18 protein-coding genes and 1 other annotated feature are annotated in these 16,863 nt (G+C 37.2%); all 18 genes read left to right on the forward strand.

What is annotated here, in order from left to right:
• Nucleotides 1–5: 5 nt before the first annotated feature.
• The gene (gene ftsZ / locus J2S06_RS03575) at nt 6–1,142 is read left to right on the forward strand and encodes a cell division protein FtsZ (RefSeq protein ID WP_044896115.1); all 1,137 of its coding nucleotides are present in this window, start codon (nt 6–8) and stop codon (nt 1,140–1,142) included.
• Between the two features lie 299 nt (nt 1,143–1,441).
• Nucleotides 1,442–2,365, forward strand: coding sequence for a sigma-E processing peptidase SpoIIGA (gene spoIIGA, locus J2S06_RS03580; RefSeq protein WP_419151307.1), 924 nt, complete (start codon nt 1,442–1,444; stop codon nt 2,363–2,365).
• A 55-nt stretch (nt 2,366–2,420) separates the two neighbouring features.
• Nucleotides 2,421–3,140 carry an RNA polymerase sporulation sigma factor SigE gene (gene sigE, locus J2S06_RS03585; RefSeq protein ID WP_419151308.1) on the forward strand — a complete coding sequence of 240 codons (720 nt, stop codon included), beginning with the start codon at nt 2,421–2,423 and terminating at the stop codon, nt 3,138–3,140.
• Nucleotides 3,141–3,262: 122 nt separating this feature from the next.
• Nucleotides 3,263–4,042, forward strand: a complete 780-nt coding sequence (gene sigG / locus J2S06_RS03590; RefSeq protein WP_419151309.1) for an RNA polymerase sporulation sigma factor SigG — start codon at nt 3,263–3,265, stop codon at nt 4,040–4,042.
• Between the two features lie 106 nt (nt 4,043–4,148).
• Nucleotides 4,149–4,415: a YlmC/YmxH family sporulation protein gene (locus J2S06_RS03595; RefSeq protein ID WP_419151310.1), complete on the forward strand. Its 267-nt coding sequence runs from the start codon at nt 4,149–4,151 to the stop codon at nt 4,413–4,415.
• A gap of 73 nt (nt 4,416–4,488) precedes the next feature.
• Complete coding sequence (pgeF, locus tag J2S06_RS03600) at nt 4,489–5,331, forward strand: peptidoglycan editing factor PgeF (RefSeq protein WP_419151311.1); 843 nt, start codon at nt 4,489–4,491, stop codon at nt 5,329–5,331.
• Nucleotides 5,322–6,035, forward strand: a complete 714-nt coding sequence (locus J2S06_RS03605; RefSeq protein ID WP_044896109.1) for a YggS family pyridoxal phosphate-dependent enzyme — start codon at nt 5,322–5,324, stop codon at nt 6,033–6,035. Before pgeF ends, J2S06_RS03605 begins: the two co-directional genes overlap by 10 nt.
• Complete coding sequence (locus tag J2S06_RS03610; RefSeq protein WP_044896108.1) at nt 6,019–6,480, forward strand: cell division protein SepF; 462 nt, start codon at nt 6,019–6,021, stop codon at nt 6,478–6,480. Before J2S06_RS03605 ends, J2S06_RS03610 begins: the two co-directional genes overlap by 17 nt.
• A 7-nt stretch (nt 6,481–6,487) precedes the next feature.
• Entirely contained in the window at nt 6,488–6,751 is a 264-nt protein-coding gene (locus tag J2S06_RS03615; RefSeq protein WP_044896107.1) for a YggT family protein, read from the forward strand.
• A 63-nt stretch (nt 6,752–6,814) separates the two neighbouring features.
• The gene (locus tag J2S06_RS03620) at nt 6,815–7,591 is read left to right on the forward strand and encodes a YlmH family RNA-binding protein (RefSeq protein WP_044896106.1); all 777 of its coding nucleotides are present in this window, start codon (nt 6,815–6,817) and stop codon (nt 7,589–7,591) included.
• Nucleotides 7,592–7,682: 91 nt separating this feature from the next.
• Nucleotides 7,683–8,192, forward strand: a complete 510-nt coding sequence (locus J2S06_RS03625; protein ID WP_044896105.1) for a DivIVA domain-containing protein — start codon at nt 7,683–7,685, stop codon at nt 8,190–8,192.
• Nucleotides 8,193–8,245: 53 nt separating this feature from the next.
• Nucleotides 8,246–8,482 (forward strand) — a binding site (T-box leader).
• Between the two features lie 52 nt (nt 8,483–8,534).
• Complete coding sequence (gene ileS / locus J2S06_RS03630; RefSeq protein ID WP_044896104.1) at nt 8,535–11,303, forward strand: isoleucine--tRNA ligase; 2,769 nt, start codon at nt 8,535–8,537, stop codon at nt 11,301–11,303.
• A gap of 316 nt (nt 11,304–11,619) precedes the next feature.
• Nucleotides 11,620–11,913, forward strand: a complete 294-nt coding sequence (locus J2S06_RS03635) for a TraR/DksA C4-type zinc finger protein (RefSeq protein ID WP_044896103.1) — start codon at nt 11,620–11,622, stop codon at nt 11,911–11,913.
• A gap of 370 nt (nt 11,914–12,283) precedes the next feature.
• Entirely contained in the window at nt 12,284–12,745 is a 462-nt protein-coding gene (gene lspA / locus J2S06_RS03640; RefSeq protein ID WP_044895610.1) for a signal peptidase II, read from the forward strand.
• Complete coding sequence (locus J2S06_RS03645; protein ID WP_419151312.1) at nt 12,746–13,666, forward strand: RluA family pseudouridine synthase; 921 nt, start codon at nt 12,746–12,748, stop codon at nt 13,664–13,666.
• Between the two features lie 175 nt (nt 13,667–13,841).
• Entirely contained in the window at nt 13,842–14,387 is a 546-nt protein-coding gene (gene pyrR, locus J2S06_RS03650) for a bifunctional pyr operon transcriptional regulator/uracil phosphoribosyltransferase PyrR (protein ID WP_419151313.1), read from the forward strand.
• Between the two features lie 154 nt (nt 14,388–14,541).
• A complete protein-coding gene (locus J2S06_RS03655; protein ID WP_419151314.1) occupies nt 14,542–15,843 on the forward strand; it encodes a solute carrier family 23 protein in 1,302 nt (433 codons plus the stop codon).
• A 127-nt stretch (nt 15,844–15,970) separates the two neighbouring features.
• On the forward strand, nt 15,971–16,861 hold the full coding sequence (locus J2S06_RS03660) for an aspartate carbamoyltransferase catalytic subunit (protein WP_044895524.1): 891 nt from the start codon (nt 15,971–15,973) through the stop codon (nt 16,859–16,861).
• Nucleotides 16,862–16,863 lie beyond the last annotated feature (2 nt).

Below are 16,863 nucleotides of genomic sequence, written 5' to 3' on the forward strand. Positions count from 1 at the left end.
TTCACATGTTGGAGTTTGAAACGAATATCGACGGTTTTGCAACGATAAAGGTGATCGGTGTTGGTGGCGGCGGAAATAATGCCGTTAACCGCATGATCGAACATGGTGTTAAAGGTGTTGAATTTATTGCCGTTAATACGGATGCACAAGCATTAAATCTATCAAAAGCAGAAACGAAAATGCAAATTGGTGCTAAACTAACAAGAGGTTTAGGAGCTGGGGCAAACCCTGAAGTAGGAAAAAAAGCTGCTGAAGAAAGCAAAGAGCAGATCGAAGAGGCACTTAAAGGTGCTGATATGGTGTTTGTAACCGCTGGAATGGGCGGTGGAACAGGTACCGGTGCTGCTCCCGTCATTGCCCAAATCGCAAAAGATTTAGGTGCTTTAACTGTTGGTGTTGTAACAAGACCGTTTACCTTTGAGGGGCGTAAACGTGCGATGCAGGCAGCAGGTGGTATTACAGCCATGAAAGAATCTGTTGACACGTTAATTGTGATTCCAAATGATCGTCTTCTGGAAATTGTTGATAAAAATACACCAATGCTAGAAGCGTTTCGAGAAGCTGATAATGTCCTTCGTCAAGGTGTACAAGGAATATCCGATTTAATAGCGGTTCCGGGATTAATCAACCTTGACTTTGCAGATGTCAAAACCATTATGTCAAATAAAGGTTCAGCGCTAATGGGTATTGGGGTTGCAACAGGTGAAAATCGTGCAGCTGAGGCAGCGAAAAAAGCGATTTCCAGCCCTCTGCTTGAGACATCCATTGACGGTGCTCAAGGTGTGTTAATGAATATAACAGGTGGAACAAACTTAAGCTTATATGAAGTGCAAGAAGCTGCTGATATCGTGGCCTCCGCATCTGATCAAGATGTGAATATGATTTTTGGTTCAGTAATTAATGAAAATTTAAAAGATGAAATTGTTGTGACGGTCATTGCTACTGGTTTTTCAGAAGTTGAAGTCAATCCTGTCAAATCTTCTCGCCCTTTTGGAGGGAATGTGAAAACGAACGCTGCAACTAATAGAGAAGTGAAACGAGAAGATTCTCAACAAGAAATGACAAATCGTGCCGTACAACAAGCGGAAGATACATTAGATATCCCGACATTTTTACGTAATCGCAATAAACGACGCTCATAAAAAAGCTTGTCGACTTGTCGACAAGCTTTTTTTTTTTGAATTTTATCTATGAAAGTCAACGAAATGATGAAAGTCGTAATAAAGAGATCAATGAAAGAAATAAGTAGATCGTTTTCTGAATAATGTTTAAATGAAGGAATGAGCAGTCAAAGAAGCGGAGAGGCGTTTCGACGGAAGATGTCAAAAATTATGGAAATCTTTCGGCACTAAGTGACAGACATCCCTTTCTCTGTAAATTATACTTATGACAAACAAAGGTGCGTTCTGCTAGAAAAAGTGATAGGGGAAGGAAGAGAGGCTTGTCTATTTATTTAGATGTTATTTGGCTTTTGAACTTTTGCTTTGATCTTTTATTGATAGTATTAACAGCTATTATTTTAAAAAGGAGAATCAAATGGAGAAACGTTTTATTATCAGCATTAATTGGTTCCTTACTTGTGTTAATTTTTTTTACACCATTCGCAAATATTTCTAGCCACCCTCTAACGAAGTTTTTCGTTTCCTGTTTGATGATCATAACCGCCTTTGGGATGAAACGGCTTCGTTATATTTTACAAAATTTATTGATGTTTTATTTTGTTTCTTTTGTTATGGGGGGAGCTATGATCGGAACGTATTATTTTTTTGAAGTCAGCTTTTTATTCCATGATAACATGATCATGACAAATGCAGGGGGGTTTGGTGATCCGATCAGCTGGTTATTTATAATTATTGGCTTTCCAATTATTTGGTATTATTCTCGATCACAATTTGATCAAGTTGAAGAGACAAAAATTCAATATGAGCACATCGTAGTCGTAACGATTCGCTTCATGGATCGCACCATTTCTTTAAAAGGTCTCATTGATAGTGGCAACCAATTATATGATCCTATTACGAAAACACCAGTAATGATTGTTGAAATGGAAAAAATGAAAAGGATTTTACCGGAAGAAATGGTACAATTCATTTCCGAAAAGGACCCGCTATCATTATTCGAGGTCAATGAGCCATCATGGATCGATCATCTCAGAATCATTCCATATCGAGCTGTTGGATTTGACCATCAATTTTTATTTGCCATCAAACCACAAGAAATTTTTATCGAAAAAAATGACGAAAGGATCAAAGTTAAAAAGGCATTAGTGGGCATCAATAAAACGAATTTATCATGTGATGGTCATTATGAATGCATTCTTCATCCGAAGATGATTCAAAAAGGAAAAATTGAAAATGCTTCTTAACACGATGTAATACTATCATACTCATATTTTTGCAATTTAGAAGGGGGAGTACGAAATGAAAAAATTCCGTATTTATCTTACTTATTTATGGTATAAGCTTTTAATGAAATTAGGAATGAAAACCGATGAGATTTATTACATAGGTGGTAGTGAAGCCCTTCCACCACCGCTTTCAAAGGAAGAGGAAGAAGTCCTTTTAAAAAAATTACCTCAAGGGGATCAGGCAGCAAGATCGATATTAATTGAACGCAATTTACGTTTAGTTGTGTATATCGCACGAAAATTTGAAAATACGGGCATCAATATCGAAGACCTTATAAGCATCGGTACAATTGGTTTAATTAAAGCCGTCAATACTTTTAATCCTGAAAAGAAAATCAAATTAGCTACGTATGCATCTAGATGTATCGAAAATGAAATATTAATGTATTTACGTAGAAATAATAAAATTCGGTCCGAGATTTCATTTGATGAACCTCTTAATATCGATTGGGATGGGAACGAGCTTTTACTTTCAGATGTGTTAGGTACAGAGGATGACATTATTACAAAAGATTTAGAAGCAAATGTTGACCGCAAGCTATTGATGAAAGCATTACAGCAATTAAATGAACGAGAAAAACAAATTATGGAGTTAAGGTTTGGACTTCATGGAGGCGAGGAAAAAACACAAAAAGATGTTGCGGATATTCTTGGCATTTCACAGTCGTATATTTCGCGATTAGAAAAGAGGATTATTAAAAGGTTGAGAAAAGAGTTTAATAAAATGGTTTGAAGGAATTAGCAATATTTAGAAATATTCTACTATCAAACATACAAGGTTGCTTATGCATATTTTTCCCTTCATAGGAGATACTTAACGTTGTACAGCAAGAACTCCTATAGGGAGGGAAAAATGTGACAAGAAATAAGGTCGAAATTTGTGGTGTAGATACTTCAAAGCTCCCAGTATTGAAAAATGAAGAGATGAGAAAATTATTCAAACAGATGCAAAATGGTGATGTATCCGCACGTGAAAAATTAGTGAACGGCAACTTAAGGCTTGTCTTAAGCGTCATTCAACGATTTAACAACAGAGGAGAATATGTCGATGACCTTTTTCAAGTAGGCTGTATTGGACTTATGAAATCCATTGATAATTTTGACTTAAGTCAAAATGTGAAATTTTCAACGTATGCAGTGCCAATGATTATTGGTGAAATTAGGCGTTATTTACGTGACAACAACCCTATACGCGTATCGAGGTCCCTCCGTGATATTGCCTATAAAGCGTTGCAAGTACGTGAAAAAATAATGAGTGAAGCATCAAGAGAGCCAACAGCTGAAGAAATTTCAAAAGTATTAAATGTACCGCAAGAGGAAATTGTGTTTGCTTTAGATGCTATACAAGATCCTGTATCATTATTTGAACCGATCTATAATGACGGTGGTGATCCTATATATGTGATGGATCAATTAAGTGATGAAAGAAATCGAGATACTCATTGGATTGAAGAGATTGCCCTCAAAGAAGGAATGAGACGTCTAAACGACCGTGAAAAATTAATTTTGAAAAAGCGTTTTTTTCAAGGTAAAACACAAATGGAGGTAGCAGAAGAAATCGGAATTTCTCAAGCACAAGTTTCTAGGCTTGAAAAAGCAGCGATTAAACAAATGAATAAAAATATCCAACAATAGCACGAATTTTAGGGATCAGATCAAATGATAGATCTGATCCCTTTATCATGAAAAGAACTTCATTTTCATATGTATGAAAATAGGAAGCTGATGGAGGCGAGCGATCATGATGAATATTTCGGAATTTCAAACAAAAGACGTTATTAACGTCGCTGATGGAAAAAGACTTGGTAATATCGATGATATTGATATAAATGTAACAAATGGAAAAATACAAGCTATTATCATAACAAACCAAGGAAAAGTATTAGGTTTTTTTGGCAGGGGAGACGAGATCGTCATACCGTGGCGAAACATTGTCAAAGTTGGGGAGGATGTTATTTTAGTGAGAATTGACCATCAATTTGAACAGATCGAGCAACCAAGAAAATAAATATTTTCTTATTAAATGTTCATGACTAAATATGTTAATATTAGAATAGAAATGTCGAAAAAGGAAGGTATCCATGAAAAACGAGCCTTTTTTGAAAAAAGATGTATCAATTTTTTCCATTCCTGAATGGGAAAAAAGAAATCCAATTCTAATTGTCGGTTTTACGACAAAACGAGGCGGATTTTCCAAAGGTCCTTATCATTCCTTAAATGTAGGACTTCATGTCAAGGATGATCACGAAACAGTTGTTCAAAATAGGCGAGAAATTGCTCGAAAATTAAATTTTCCGCTCTCCAATTGGGTTTTTGCCGATCAAGTTCATGACTGCCATATTGAAAAGGTGACAAGTGAACATAAAGGGGCTGGAACGATCCATTATGATGACGCAATTAAAAAAACAGATGGGCTTTACACAAATGAACAAAATCTTCTTCTTTCACTCTGTTTTGCAGATTGTGTTCCTTTATATTTTTTCGCTCCAAAACATCACATGATCGGCTTAGCTCATGCAGGATGGAGAGGTACTGTTAAAAACATCGCTGGTGAAATGCTGCAAGTATGGATTAAAAAGGAGAAAGTACTGCCGAAAGATATATATGTTGCGATTGGGCCTTCAATCGGTCCTTGCTGCTACAAAGTCGACCGAAAAGTAATAGCGGAAGTTGAAAAGCTATTCGGCTTTGATGTGGGATTGTTTTATGAAGAAGTCGAAGAAGGCCAATTTCTTTTAAATTTACTGGAAATGAACAAGGCGATCTGTTTAAATGAAGGCATTCCAGAAAAAAATATTTTAACATCATCTTATTGTACGAGCTGTCAAGAAAACGATTTTTTTTCACACCGACGTGATCAAGGAAAGACGGGTCGGATGATGAGTTTTATTGGATTCAAGGAGGGGTTTTCATTTTGTCGGTGAAAGATAATCTTGTACACATCCAGAACAATATTACGAAAGCATGTAAAAAAGTCAATCGTCATCCTAATGAAATACAGATTGTAGCTGTTACAAAGTATGTTACTGTTGAACGAGCAATGGAAGCGATCGAGGCTGGTATTCAACATTTAGGAGAAAACCGTGATGAAGGGTTTTTAAAAAAATATGATGAAATTGGAAAACGTGCAACGTGGCATTTTATCGGTACGCTTCAATCTCGTAAAGTCAAACATATTATTGACTATGTTGATTACATTCATTCGTTAGATCGTCTTTCGTTAGCAAAAGAAATACAAAAACGAGCAAACCGTAAAATGAAATGCTTTGTTCAAGTGAATACATCAAAAGAAGAATCAAAGCACGGATTAGAAATAAGTGAATGTATAAACTTCATAAAAAAGCTCGAACCATTTGATCGAATTGAGGTTGTCGGCTTAATGACGATGGCACCTTTTACAGAAGACGAAGCATTGATCCGCCGATGCTTTCGTACATTAAAAGAGTTGCAAATGGAGGTACAAGCTTTACGATTACCATATGCTCCATGTCAAGAATTATCGATGGGAATGTCAAATGATTATGAAATAGCCGTAGAAGAAGGTGCGACGTTTATTCGTATTGGCTCGTCTTTAGTTGGCGAAAAAAATGAAAAAGTGGAGGTGTCAAACATTGAGTCTCAAAAATAAGTTTAAAAGCTTTTTTGCTTTAGATGATGAAGACTATGAGTATATGGAATCAGAGGAACCAGTTGATCCACAAGAGCAAGATTTAGCTTTTAAAAAAGGCTATGCGCATGAGGCGAATCATCATATGAACACAAAACAAAATGTTGTAAGTTTGCAAAGTGTCCAAAAATCCTCTAAAGTAATATTATGTGAACCTAGGTCGTACTCTGAGGCTCAAGAAATTGCCGATCATTTAAAAAGCCGTCGCTCTTGTATTGTTAATTTGCAACGAATCGAACGTGATCAAGCAAAACGGATCGTCGATTTTTTAAGTGGGACTGTTTATGCGATTGGTGGAGATATTCAACGGGTAGGAGTGAACATCTTTTTATGCACACCAGATAATGTAGATGTCTCAGGATCGATCTCTGATTATTTACCGAATGATGAAAGGCAAAGGTGGTAACAGACGAATGGACATACTATTTATTGTTTTAAGTCGACTTATTCAATTTTATTCATATGCCATTATTGTGTACATACTCATGTCTTGGTTTCCTAATGCACGGGGTACAGCGATTGGGCAATTTTTAGCGAAAATATGCGAACCATATTTAGAGCCGTTCCGCCGTTTTATTCCACCATTAGGCATGATTGATATTTCGCCAATTGTGGCGCTACTTGCACTGAACTTTGCCAACCACGGTCTATTTTTTCTTTATAATATGCTCGTTTAATGAATGGGGCTATAAACGCCCCCTTTTTTCATTCATATAAAGTTCACTTGGAGTTGTTGACAATTGGATGGAATTTACCAACATTTTCGAGAAGATGAACATACATTTATTGATCAAGTGATCGAATGGAAAGACTTTGTCGAAAGACAATATAGCCCGAAGTTAACCGATTTTTTAGACCCGCGTGAGCAATTTATTGCCAATAGTGTGATCGGATCCCATTCAGAAGTGCAAATCATGTTTTTTGGCGGGAATGTGTATACAGAAAGAAAACGGGCTTTATTATATCCTGAGTATTTTGTGCCAACGGAAGAGGATTTTCATTTAGCTGCATTTGAAATAGATTATCCAAAAAAGTTTATCACGCTTGAGCATCGTCATATTTTAGGCTCGTTAATGTCATTAGGGTTAAAGCGGACAAAATATGGAGACATTATCATTCAAAATCATCGAATTCAAATCATAGTTGCTAAAGAAATCGAACATTATGTGCAATTACATTTTAATGAAGTCGGAAAAACACCGGTTTCCTTGCGCCCTTTGTCATTACAAGATATCATCATTGCTGAGAAATCATACGAAACCGAGACAAAGACGATTTCTTCTTTACGATTAGATGCTGTCTGTTCGGCTATTTTAAAGCTCTCCCGACAAAAAACAAAGCCATTGATTCAAAATGGTTACGTAAAGGTTAATTGGAAAGTAATTGAAGACCCATCTTTTGAAATCATGGAGGGGGATATCATTTCCGTGCGCGGGTTTGGAAGAAGTAAAGTCATGTCCATAGAAGGAAAAACGAAAAAAGATAAGCTGAAAGTAACCATAGGTAAGCAAAAATAATTTTATAAAAAGAGAAGGAATTTTGTTCATTCTGTCGAAATATGCTATATAATTGAATGTGTAGAAGCCAATACATACGGAGGTGGCATTCGTGCCTTTAACGCCATTAGATATTCATAATAAGGAATTTACGAAAGGATTCCGCGGATATGATGAAGATGAAGTGAATGAATTTTTAGACCAAGTAATCAAGGATTACGAAATGATTATTCGTGAAAAAAAAGAGCTTGAACAAAAAGTTCAAGAATTAACGGAGAAATTAAGCCATTTTACGAATATAGAGGAAACCTTAAATAAATCGATTTTAGTTGCACAAGAAGCAGCTGAAGATGTCAAGAGAAATGCACAAAAAGAGGCTAAGCTTATTATAAAAGAGGCAGAGAAAAATGCTGACCGTATTATCAATGAAGCATTGGCAAAATCACGTAAAATTGCGATGGAAATCGAAGAATTAAAAAAACAGTCAAAAGTTTTCCGAACTCGCTTTCAAATGCTTATTGAAGCACAGCTTGATTTATTAAAAAATGACGACTGGGATCATTTAATGGAATATAATGTAGAGACAATTTTTGATGAGGAATTAGAAGAAGCGAAAAGGTAACTTGACTTTTTAAAGTTTGTTCGCATATAATACGAAAACAGAAAACCATATCGGAGAAAACGATGATAGGGACAGTAATTCTTTCAATTCCTTATATTAGCGAGTCTAGGATGGTGGAAGCTAGGCATAAGGAGAAGGAATGAAAATCACCCTGGAGTTCCTAGCTGAACGTTCAAGTAGGCTAAGGCGGGAAAAATTCTCGTTATGTGCATGGAGATGGATGTACTTTTTTGCTGTAGAGTGTACATCAATAAGGGTGGTACCGCGAGTTCAACCTTCTCGTCCCTTAGGGATGAGAAGGTTTTTTATTTTATGTAATTTATGGAATGTGGAGGAATGAAAATGGATTATAAAGAAACGTTGTTAATGCCGAAAACAGATTTTCCAATGCGCGGAAATCTTCCGAAGCGAGAGCCGGAAATTCAGGCAAAGTGGGAGAACATGAATATTTATCAAAAAGTGCAAGAGCGAACAAAAGGTCGGCCATTGTTTGTATTACATGATGGTCCGCCATATGCCAATGGTGATATCCATATGGGGCATGCTTTAAACAAAATTTTAAAAGATTTTATCGTCCGCTATAAATCCATGAGTGGTTATCATGCACCATATGTACCAGGATGGGATACACATGGACTGCCGATTGAAACAGCTTTAACGAAAAATAAAAAAGTCAACCGAAAGGAAATGAGCGTTGCCGAGTTCCGTAAACTTTGTGAAGAATATGCATGGGAACAAATTGATAGGCAGCGTGAACAATTCAAACGCCTAGGTGTACGAGGGGACTGGGAAAACCCTTACGTTACGTTAAAACCAGAATATGAAGCGCAACAAATTAAAGTGTTTGGTGAGATGGCGAAAAAAGGCTACATTTATAAAGGGTTAAAGCCAGTGTATTGGTCTCCATCAAGTGAATCTGCTCTTGCAGAAGCAGAAATTGAATATTACGATAAGCGCTCTCCATCTATTTATGTTGCTTTTGAAATTAAAGATGGCAAAAATGTTTTAACAAACGGTGAAAAAATTGTAATCTGGACAACAACTCCTTGGACAATTCCGGCAAACCTTGGTATAGCAGTGCATCCGAACCTAGACTATCATGTTGTAAAGGTTCATGAAAACCAATTTGTTATCGCAAAAGATTTATTACAATCTGTAGCAAAAGAATTAGGATGGGAAGCATATGAAGTTGTCAAAACGATTAAAGGACAAGAACTTGAATATATTGTGGCTAAACATCCTATTTATGATCGTGATTCCCTCGTTATGCTAGGAGAACACGTTACAACAGAAGCTGGTACAGGATGCGTTCATACAGCACCAGGTCATGGGGAAGACGACTTTTTGATTGGCCAAAAGTATGGATTAGATGTTCTATGTCCAGTTGATGAAAGAGGATATATGACTGAGGAAGCACCAGGATTTGAAGGATTATTTTATGATGAAGCAAATAAAGCGATTACGCAAAAGCTTGAAGAAGTTGGTGCACTTCTTAAATTATCCTTTATTACACACTCCTATCCGCATGATTGGCGTACAAAAAAACCAACGATTTTCCGGGCAACCGCTCAATGGTTTGCATCCATTAAAGATTTCCGTGATGATTTATTAAAGGCTGTTCAAGAAACGAAATGGATACCTGCTTGGGGAGAAACACGTTTATACAATATGATCCGTGACCGTAGTGATTGGTGTATTTCCCGCCAACGTGCATGGGGAGTACCAATTCCTGTATTTTATGGAGAAAACGGAGAGCCAATTATTACGGATGAAACGATTGAACATGTTTCAAACTTAATTCGTGAGCACGGATCAAACATATGGTTTGAGCGTGACGCAAAAGATTTACTTCCAAAAGGCTTCACACATCCTTCAAGTCCAAACGGTATCTTTACGAAAGAAACAGATATTATGGACGTTTGGTTTGACTCTGGTTCTTCCCATCAAGCCGTATTAGTCGAACGTGAAGAATTAGACAGACCAGCTGATTTATACCTCGAAGGTTCAGACCAATATCGCGGTTGGTTTAACTCTTCATTATCAACAGCCGTTGCCGTGACAGGAAAAGCACCATATAAAGGCGTGTTATCACACGGTTTTGCTTTAGATGGTGAAGGACGTAAAATGAGTAAATCACTCGGAAATGTCGTCGTCCCGGCCAAAGTTATGAATCAGCTTGGTGCCGATATTTTAAGACTTTGGGTTGCTTCTGTTGATTATCAAGCAGATGTACGTGTATCTGATGCCATTTTAAAACAAGTGGCAGAAGTGTATCGTAAAATTCGCAACACGTATCGTTTCTTATTAGGAAACCTATTTGACTTTGATCCGAAAAAAGATGCACTGTCATTGGAGCAATTACGAGAAGTTGACCGTTATATGCTCGTCAAACTAAATAAATTAATTGCAAAAGTGAAAAAAGCGTATGAGAATTATGAATATGCAACCATTTACCATGCGGTTCACAACTTCTGTACAATTGAGTTAAGCTCATTCTACTTAGACTTTGCAAAAGATGTTTTATATATTGAAGCAAAAGATAACAAAGAACGTCGTGCTATTCAAACGGTGCTATACGAATCATTGTTAACATTAGTAAAACTAATGGCTCCGATTTTACCACATACGACAGAAGAGGTTTGGAGTCATATTTCATCCGTTGAAGAAGAAAGTGTTCAGCTTGTTGATATGCCAGAACCAGTGGAAATAGATGGGGCTGACAAGTTGGAAGAAAAATGGGATTCCTTTATGGCACTTCGTGATGATGTATTAAAGGCGCTTGAAGTAGCTAGAAATGAAAAAGTCATCGGAAAATCATTAACAGCAGCTATTACGCTTTTCCCGGATCAAAAAGCAAGCGAATTATTAAATTCAATTGAAGAAAGCTTAAAACAATTATTCATTGTTTCTTCATTTGAAATTGGCGGCTCGATTGAAGAAGCACCAGAAGATGCTCAAAGTTTTGATCATGTGAAAATTGTTGTGAAGCTCGCAGAAGGAAAAACGTGTGAACGCTGCTGGGTCGTAACACCGGAAGTCGGATTAGATCAAGAATATGAAACATTATGTCCACGATGTGCCCATATCGTCAAGGAACACTATTCTGCCTAAAATTAAAACCGATGCATTTATGCAACGGTTCAGTGTGTAGACAAAGTCTTATGAAACGAATATTCAGACTGAATGAAAACGCTTGTCATTCGAGGCGCGAGCCCGATGAGAATCGGAGTTACCAAGTGCGGTTTTTTAGCATTCAAAGAGGGCGAAGTAACAAAAATTGCAAGCGTTTGGAGGCAGTCTGGCCGTTGCATTTATGCAACGGTTTTTTCATGAAATGAAGGAAAATGTTTTTAGGATTAAGTTGTTGTGTTCAAATGAAAACTAATGTTACACAACATAAATTCTGAACAACAAGGAGTTGTTCCGAATGATATCAACAGAAGAAATGAAACGAGAATTATTGCTGATGAAAGAAGAGCTAGAAACCCGTTTAGCTGAAAAGGATCAAAAGGTCAACCCGAAATTGGCTTTTTATATGAAAGAAGAATTAAAGGATGTCGAGTATGCTTTAAAGAAGCTTTCATTAGGTAAATACGGGATATGCGAAAAAACTTTTCAAGAAATACCGTTAGAAAAATTACAAATCATGCCTACTGCTAGAACGTTGGATGATTTTTCGATCCAAGCTTATTTTGAAAAAAGGATCGTTTTTAATCAATAAATGTCTTTTTTAGGCTCTTTTCTAAAAGATTGTTGCTTTTACTATACGATAGCTTTTCGACTGTCCAGGCAAGCGATACGCTTGCTATGTCACGCTAAAGCGTGACGTGAACCGAACAAAAGGCGATGGTCGGACAAATGTAATTGGACCGACCACGTGCTTTGTTCGGTTCATGGACAGTCGAAAAGCAACAAAGTTTACGAAAACAGCCTTTTTTTAAAGGAATGGATGGCTCTTTTTGTCGTATCTTGAGCGATTCCTTTTTTACAATTCATACATAAACAGATGTAGCCTTTGTTATCAAGCTTTACATTTTTAATCAAATTATGCTACTATTCAAAGGTAAACTAAGAGGGACAGGGTGAAAAACGTGTTCTATTACATAATTGCTTTATTTATTATTCTCCTTGATCAATGGACGAAGTGGATCATTGTACAAAACTTGAAGCTAGGTGAAAGCCTTCCAATTATTGATGGCTTTTTATATATTACGTCACATCGAAATAAAGGTGCAGCATGGGGAATTTTACAGGGGCAAATGGGCTTCTTTTATGTGATTACGATTATCGTTATTGTAGGAATAATCTATTATATGCAAAAATATGCTAAACGAGAACCTTTAATGGGAATAGCTCTCGCTTTTATGCTTGGAGGTGCCGTTGGCAATTTTATTGACCGCTTGTTCCGAAAAGAAGTCGTTGATTTTATAAACACCTTTATTTTTTCGTACGATTTTCCAATTTTTAATATAGCGGATGCAGCACTTACAATCGGTGTCTTGCTCCTCTTTATTTATATGATTTTCTTTGAAGGGAAGCTAAAAAAGGAGTAAATGAAGGTGGAGACATTAACCATTATCGTAAACGAACAATTTGTAAACGAACGCATTGATAAAATGTTATCTACTTACTATGAAGATTGGTCGAGAACACAAGTACAAGGTTGGATCAAAGATGGACTTGTATTAGTGAACAATCAAAAGGTAAAAGGAAACTATAAATGCCAGCTTCATGATGAAATCATCGTTTCAATTCCAGAGCCGGAAATTTTGGATGTAAAACCAGAAAAAATGGATTTAGATATTTATTATGAGGATCAAGATGTTCTCGTTGTAAATAAACCGCGTGGAATGGTCGTTCATCCAGCACCTGGGCATATGTATGGTACTCTTGTCAATGGATTAATGGCACATTGTCAAGATTTATCTGGTATTAACGGAGTTTTAAGACCGGGAATTGTACATCGAATCGATAAGGACACGTCAGGACTATTAATGGTTGCAAAAAATGACAAAGCCCATGAATCGCTTGTTCAGCAATTAGTAAACAAAACAGTTACAAGGAAATACTTGGCGATTGTCCATGGCGTTATTCCTCATGATGTCGGAACGATTGATGCCCCCATTGGGCGTGATCCGAAAGATCGCCAAAAGATGACCGTTACGGATGTAAATAGTAAAGAAGCGATTACCCACTTCCGTGTTTTAGAACGGTTTGACCATTATACGTTTATTGAATGTAAGCTTGAAACAGGGAGAACCCATCAAATTCGTGTCCATATGAAATATATCGGCTATCCTTTAGCGGGTGATCCAAAATATGGTCCGAAAAAAACATTGCCTATTGAAGGACAGGCGCTTCACGCAGGTGTATTAGGGTTCATTCACCCAAGAACCGGAGAATACATGGAATTTGAAGCACCGTTACCTCCTGAATTTGAGAATATCCTAAATTTATTAAAGAATAAACGTTGACAGCCCATTGAAGTTTTGTTATATTGAGTTCAAACGATTGAACCTTTAATACAGTCCCGTGAGGCTGAGAAGGATTGATGATATGCTATATCAATGCAAGGATTAGGTAAATCGTATATCCTCTCACCTCAGGTGAGAGGTTTTTTGTTCTCACGGTAAAAAAAGAGGTGATCATATGCAAAAGGCAAAAGTACTTGATGAAAAGGCCATTAATCGGGCCTTAACAAGGATTGCTCATGAAATTATTGAGCGGAACAAAGGGATCGATCATTGTGTGCTTGTAGGTATTAAAACTAGAGGGGTTTATCTTGCAAAAAGGCTAGCGGAAAGAATTGAAAAAATAGAAGACATCAACATTCCGGTTGGCGAATTAGATATCACCCTCTATCGTGATGACTTAACACAAAAAACGGAAGACAAAGAACCGCTTGTGAAAGGATCCAACATTCCAATCGATATTACAAACAAAAAAATTATTTTAGTAGATGATGTATTATATACTGGGAGAACGGTTCGTGCAGCTATGGATGCGATTGTAGATAACGGTCGCCCTGCGCAAATTCAACTAGCAGTATTAGTTGATCGCGGTCATCGCGAGCTTCCAATCCGTGCTGATTATGTTGGGAAAAATATTCCAACATCAAACTCTGAAAAGATTGTGGTAGAGTTGACAGAAGTTGATTCGTTAGACCAAGTAACGATTCATGAAAAAAATTCATAAAGCCCTTTTAAAGGCAGTCCCGTGAGGCTGCAAAGGGGGATGTAGATGAGAACAGGTAATGGAAATATTTCGTATCTGTTTTCCTTTCTAAACCTCTTTGCGCCAAATTGGGCAAAGAGGTTTTTTATTTTAAGGTTATGAAGGAGGAAGGACGATGAATCACTCGAAAACGATTTTGTTAGATGTTCAAGATAAACCGTCTGCGATCAATTGGGTCTTATTAAGCTTTCAGCATTTGTTTGCGATGTTTGGCGCAACGATTTTAGTCCCGTTCTTAGTTGGGATTGACCCAGCGGTCGCCTTAATTTCTAGCGGTGTAGGTACTCTAGCGTTTTTAATTGTTACGAAAGGGCAGGTTCCTGCATACTTAGGCTCTTCTTTCGCCTTTATTGCACCATTAATAGCAGCAAAAGCTCAAGGGGGACCTGGTGCAGCAATGGTTGGAGCCTTCCTAGCTGGGCTTGTATATGCTATTGTTTCACTATTTATTAAAGCCATCGGCTATAACTGGGTTATGAAGCTTTTGCCGCCTATTGTGGTAGGTCCGATCATTGTAGTTATTGGCTTAAGTCTTGCCAATACAGCTGTAACGATGGCGATGAATGATCCGGACGGAAAATACAGCACCTTACATTTTTCAGTGGCCTTTGTAACATTAATGATAACGATTATAAGTTCCGTATTCTTCAAAAGCTTCTTAAGCTTAATTCCTGTATTGATCGGGATCATCGGCGGATATCTTTATTCGATTGCGATCGGAATTGTAGATTTCACAAAAGTGTTAGAGGCAAAATGGTTTCAAGCACCGCAAATGATTATTCCATTCAAAGATTATACACCGACCCTTACAGTTGAAATAGTTTTTCTCATGGTGCCAGTCGCCCTTGTCACTTTAAGCGAGCATATCGGTCATCAAATGCTGCTTAGCCAAGTAATAAACCGAGACTTAATTCAGAAGCCAGGATTAGCCAGTTCGATTTTCGGAGACGGTTTAGCAACTATGGTTGCAGCATTAATTGGTGGTCCACCAAATACGACTTATGGAGAAAATATTGGTGTATTAGCGATTACAAGAGTATTTAGTGTATATGTCATCGCAGGAGCTGCCGTATTCGCCATCTTCTTCGGATTTATTGGGAAGATTTCTGCCCTTATCCAATCTATTCCAACGCCAGTTATGGGTGGGGTATCAATTCTTCTCTTTGGTATTATCGCATCCTCAGGATTACGAATGATGATTGATAGCCAAGTAAATTTAGGAGAAAAACGAAATTTAATCATTGCATCCGTCATTTTAGTCATCGGAATTGGAGGAGCGATCATTCATATTAGTGATCAATTTGAGCTTCATGGCATGGCACTAGCTGCGATCATTGGAGTTCTCTTAAATGTCATCTTGCCAAATGATGAAAAAAAAGAACGATTAACGAATAATACTGAAGATTCAGTTGCCTAGCAAAACACTTTTTAACAAAGTCCAGAGAGACTTTAAAGGGTGTAATCTTAACATGCCAATTATTTGTTGATTACACCCTGTCCTCTTATGGACAGGGTTTTTTATTGGATTGAAAGGAGAGATAGCGATGATGCATTTATTAACTATGACAGACCTTTCAAACGAAGATATATTGAATATTTTAAATGATGCGAAAAATTATAAAAAACAGCATGGATGGACAGCGGATCGAAAATTATTTGTTGCCAATTTATTTTTCGAACCGAGTACAAGAACGAAATGCAGCTTTGAGGTAGCGGAGAGAAAGCTTGGTCTTGAAGTTTTGCATGTTGATGAAGCAACTTCAAGTGTACAAAAAGGGGAAACGTTATATGATACCGTTCGCACGTTACAATCAATCGGAACAAATGCTGTTGTAATTCGTCACCCAAAGGATCAATACTTCAAAGAATTAGTTGGCAAAGTGAATATTCCGATCTTAAATGCAGGAGATGGCTGTGGGCATCATCCAACTCAAAGCTTACTTGATTTATTGACGATTCATGAAGAGTTCTGTAGATTTGAAGGGTTAACCATTTCTATTATCGGCGACATCCGCCATAGTCGTGTGGCGCGTTCAAACGCTGAAGTGTTAACTCGACTTGGTGCAAATGTATATTTTAGTGCACCTTCAGTCTGGCAAGATGAAAAAACACCTTACGGAATGTATATCGATATCGATGAAGCAATCGAAATATCTGATGTTGTCATGCTGCTTAGAATTCAACATGAACGACACATTTTTAAAACGGATACAACGGATTATTTAACGTCTTTCGGATTAACGAAAGAAAGAGAAAAAAGAATGAAGGCTCATGCTATTATTATGCATCCTGCACCAGTTAATCGCGGTGTTGAAATAGACGGTGAGCTAGTGGAATGTGAGCGATCGAGAATATTTCAGCAGATGGAAAATGGTGTTTTCGTGAGAATGGCAGTATTAAAAAGAGCTCTTTATAAAGAAAATGAAAGGGGTTAAAA

This window comes from Bacillus alveayuensis (assembly GCA_030812955.1).
Lineage (GTDB): Bacteria > Bacillota > Bacilli > Bacillales > Aeribacillaceae > Bacillus_CB > Bacillus_CB alveayuensis.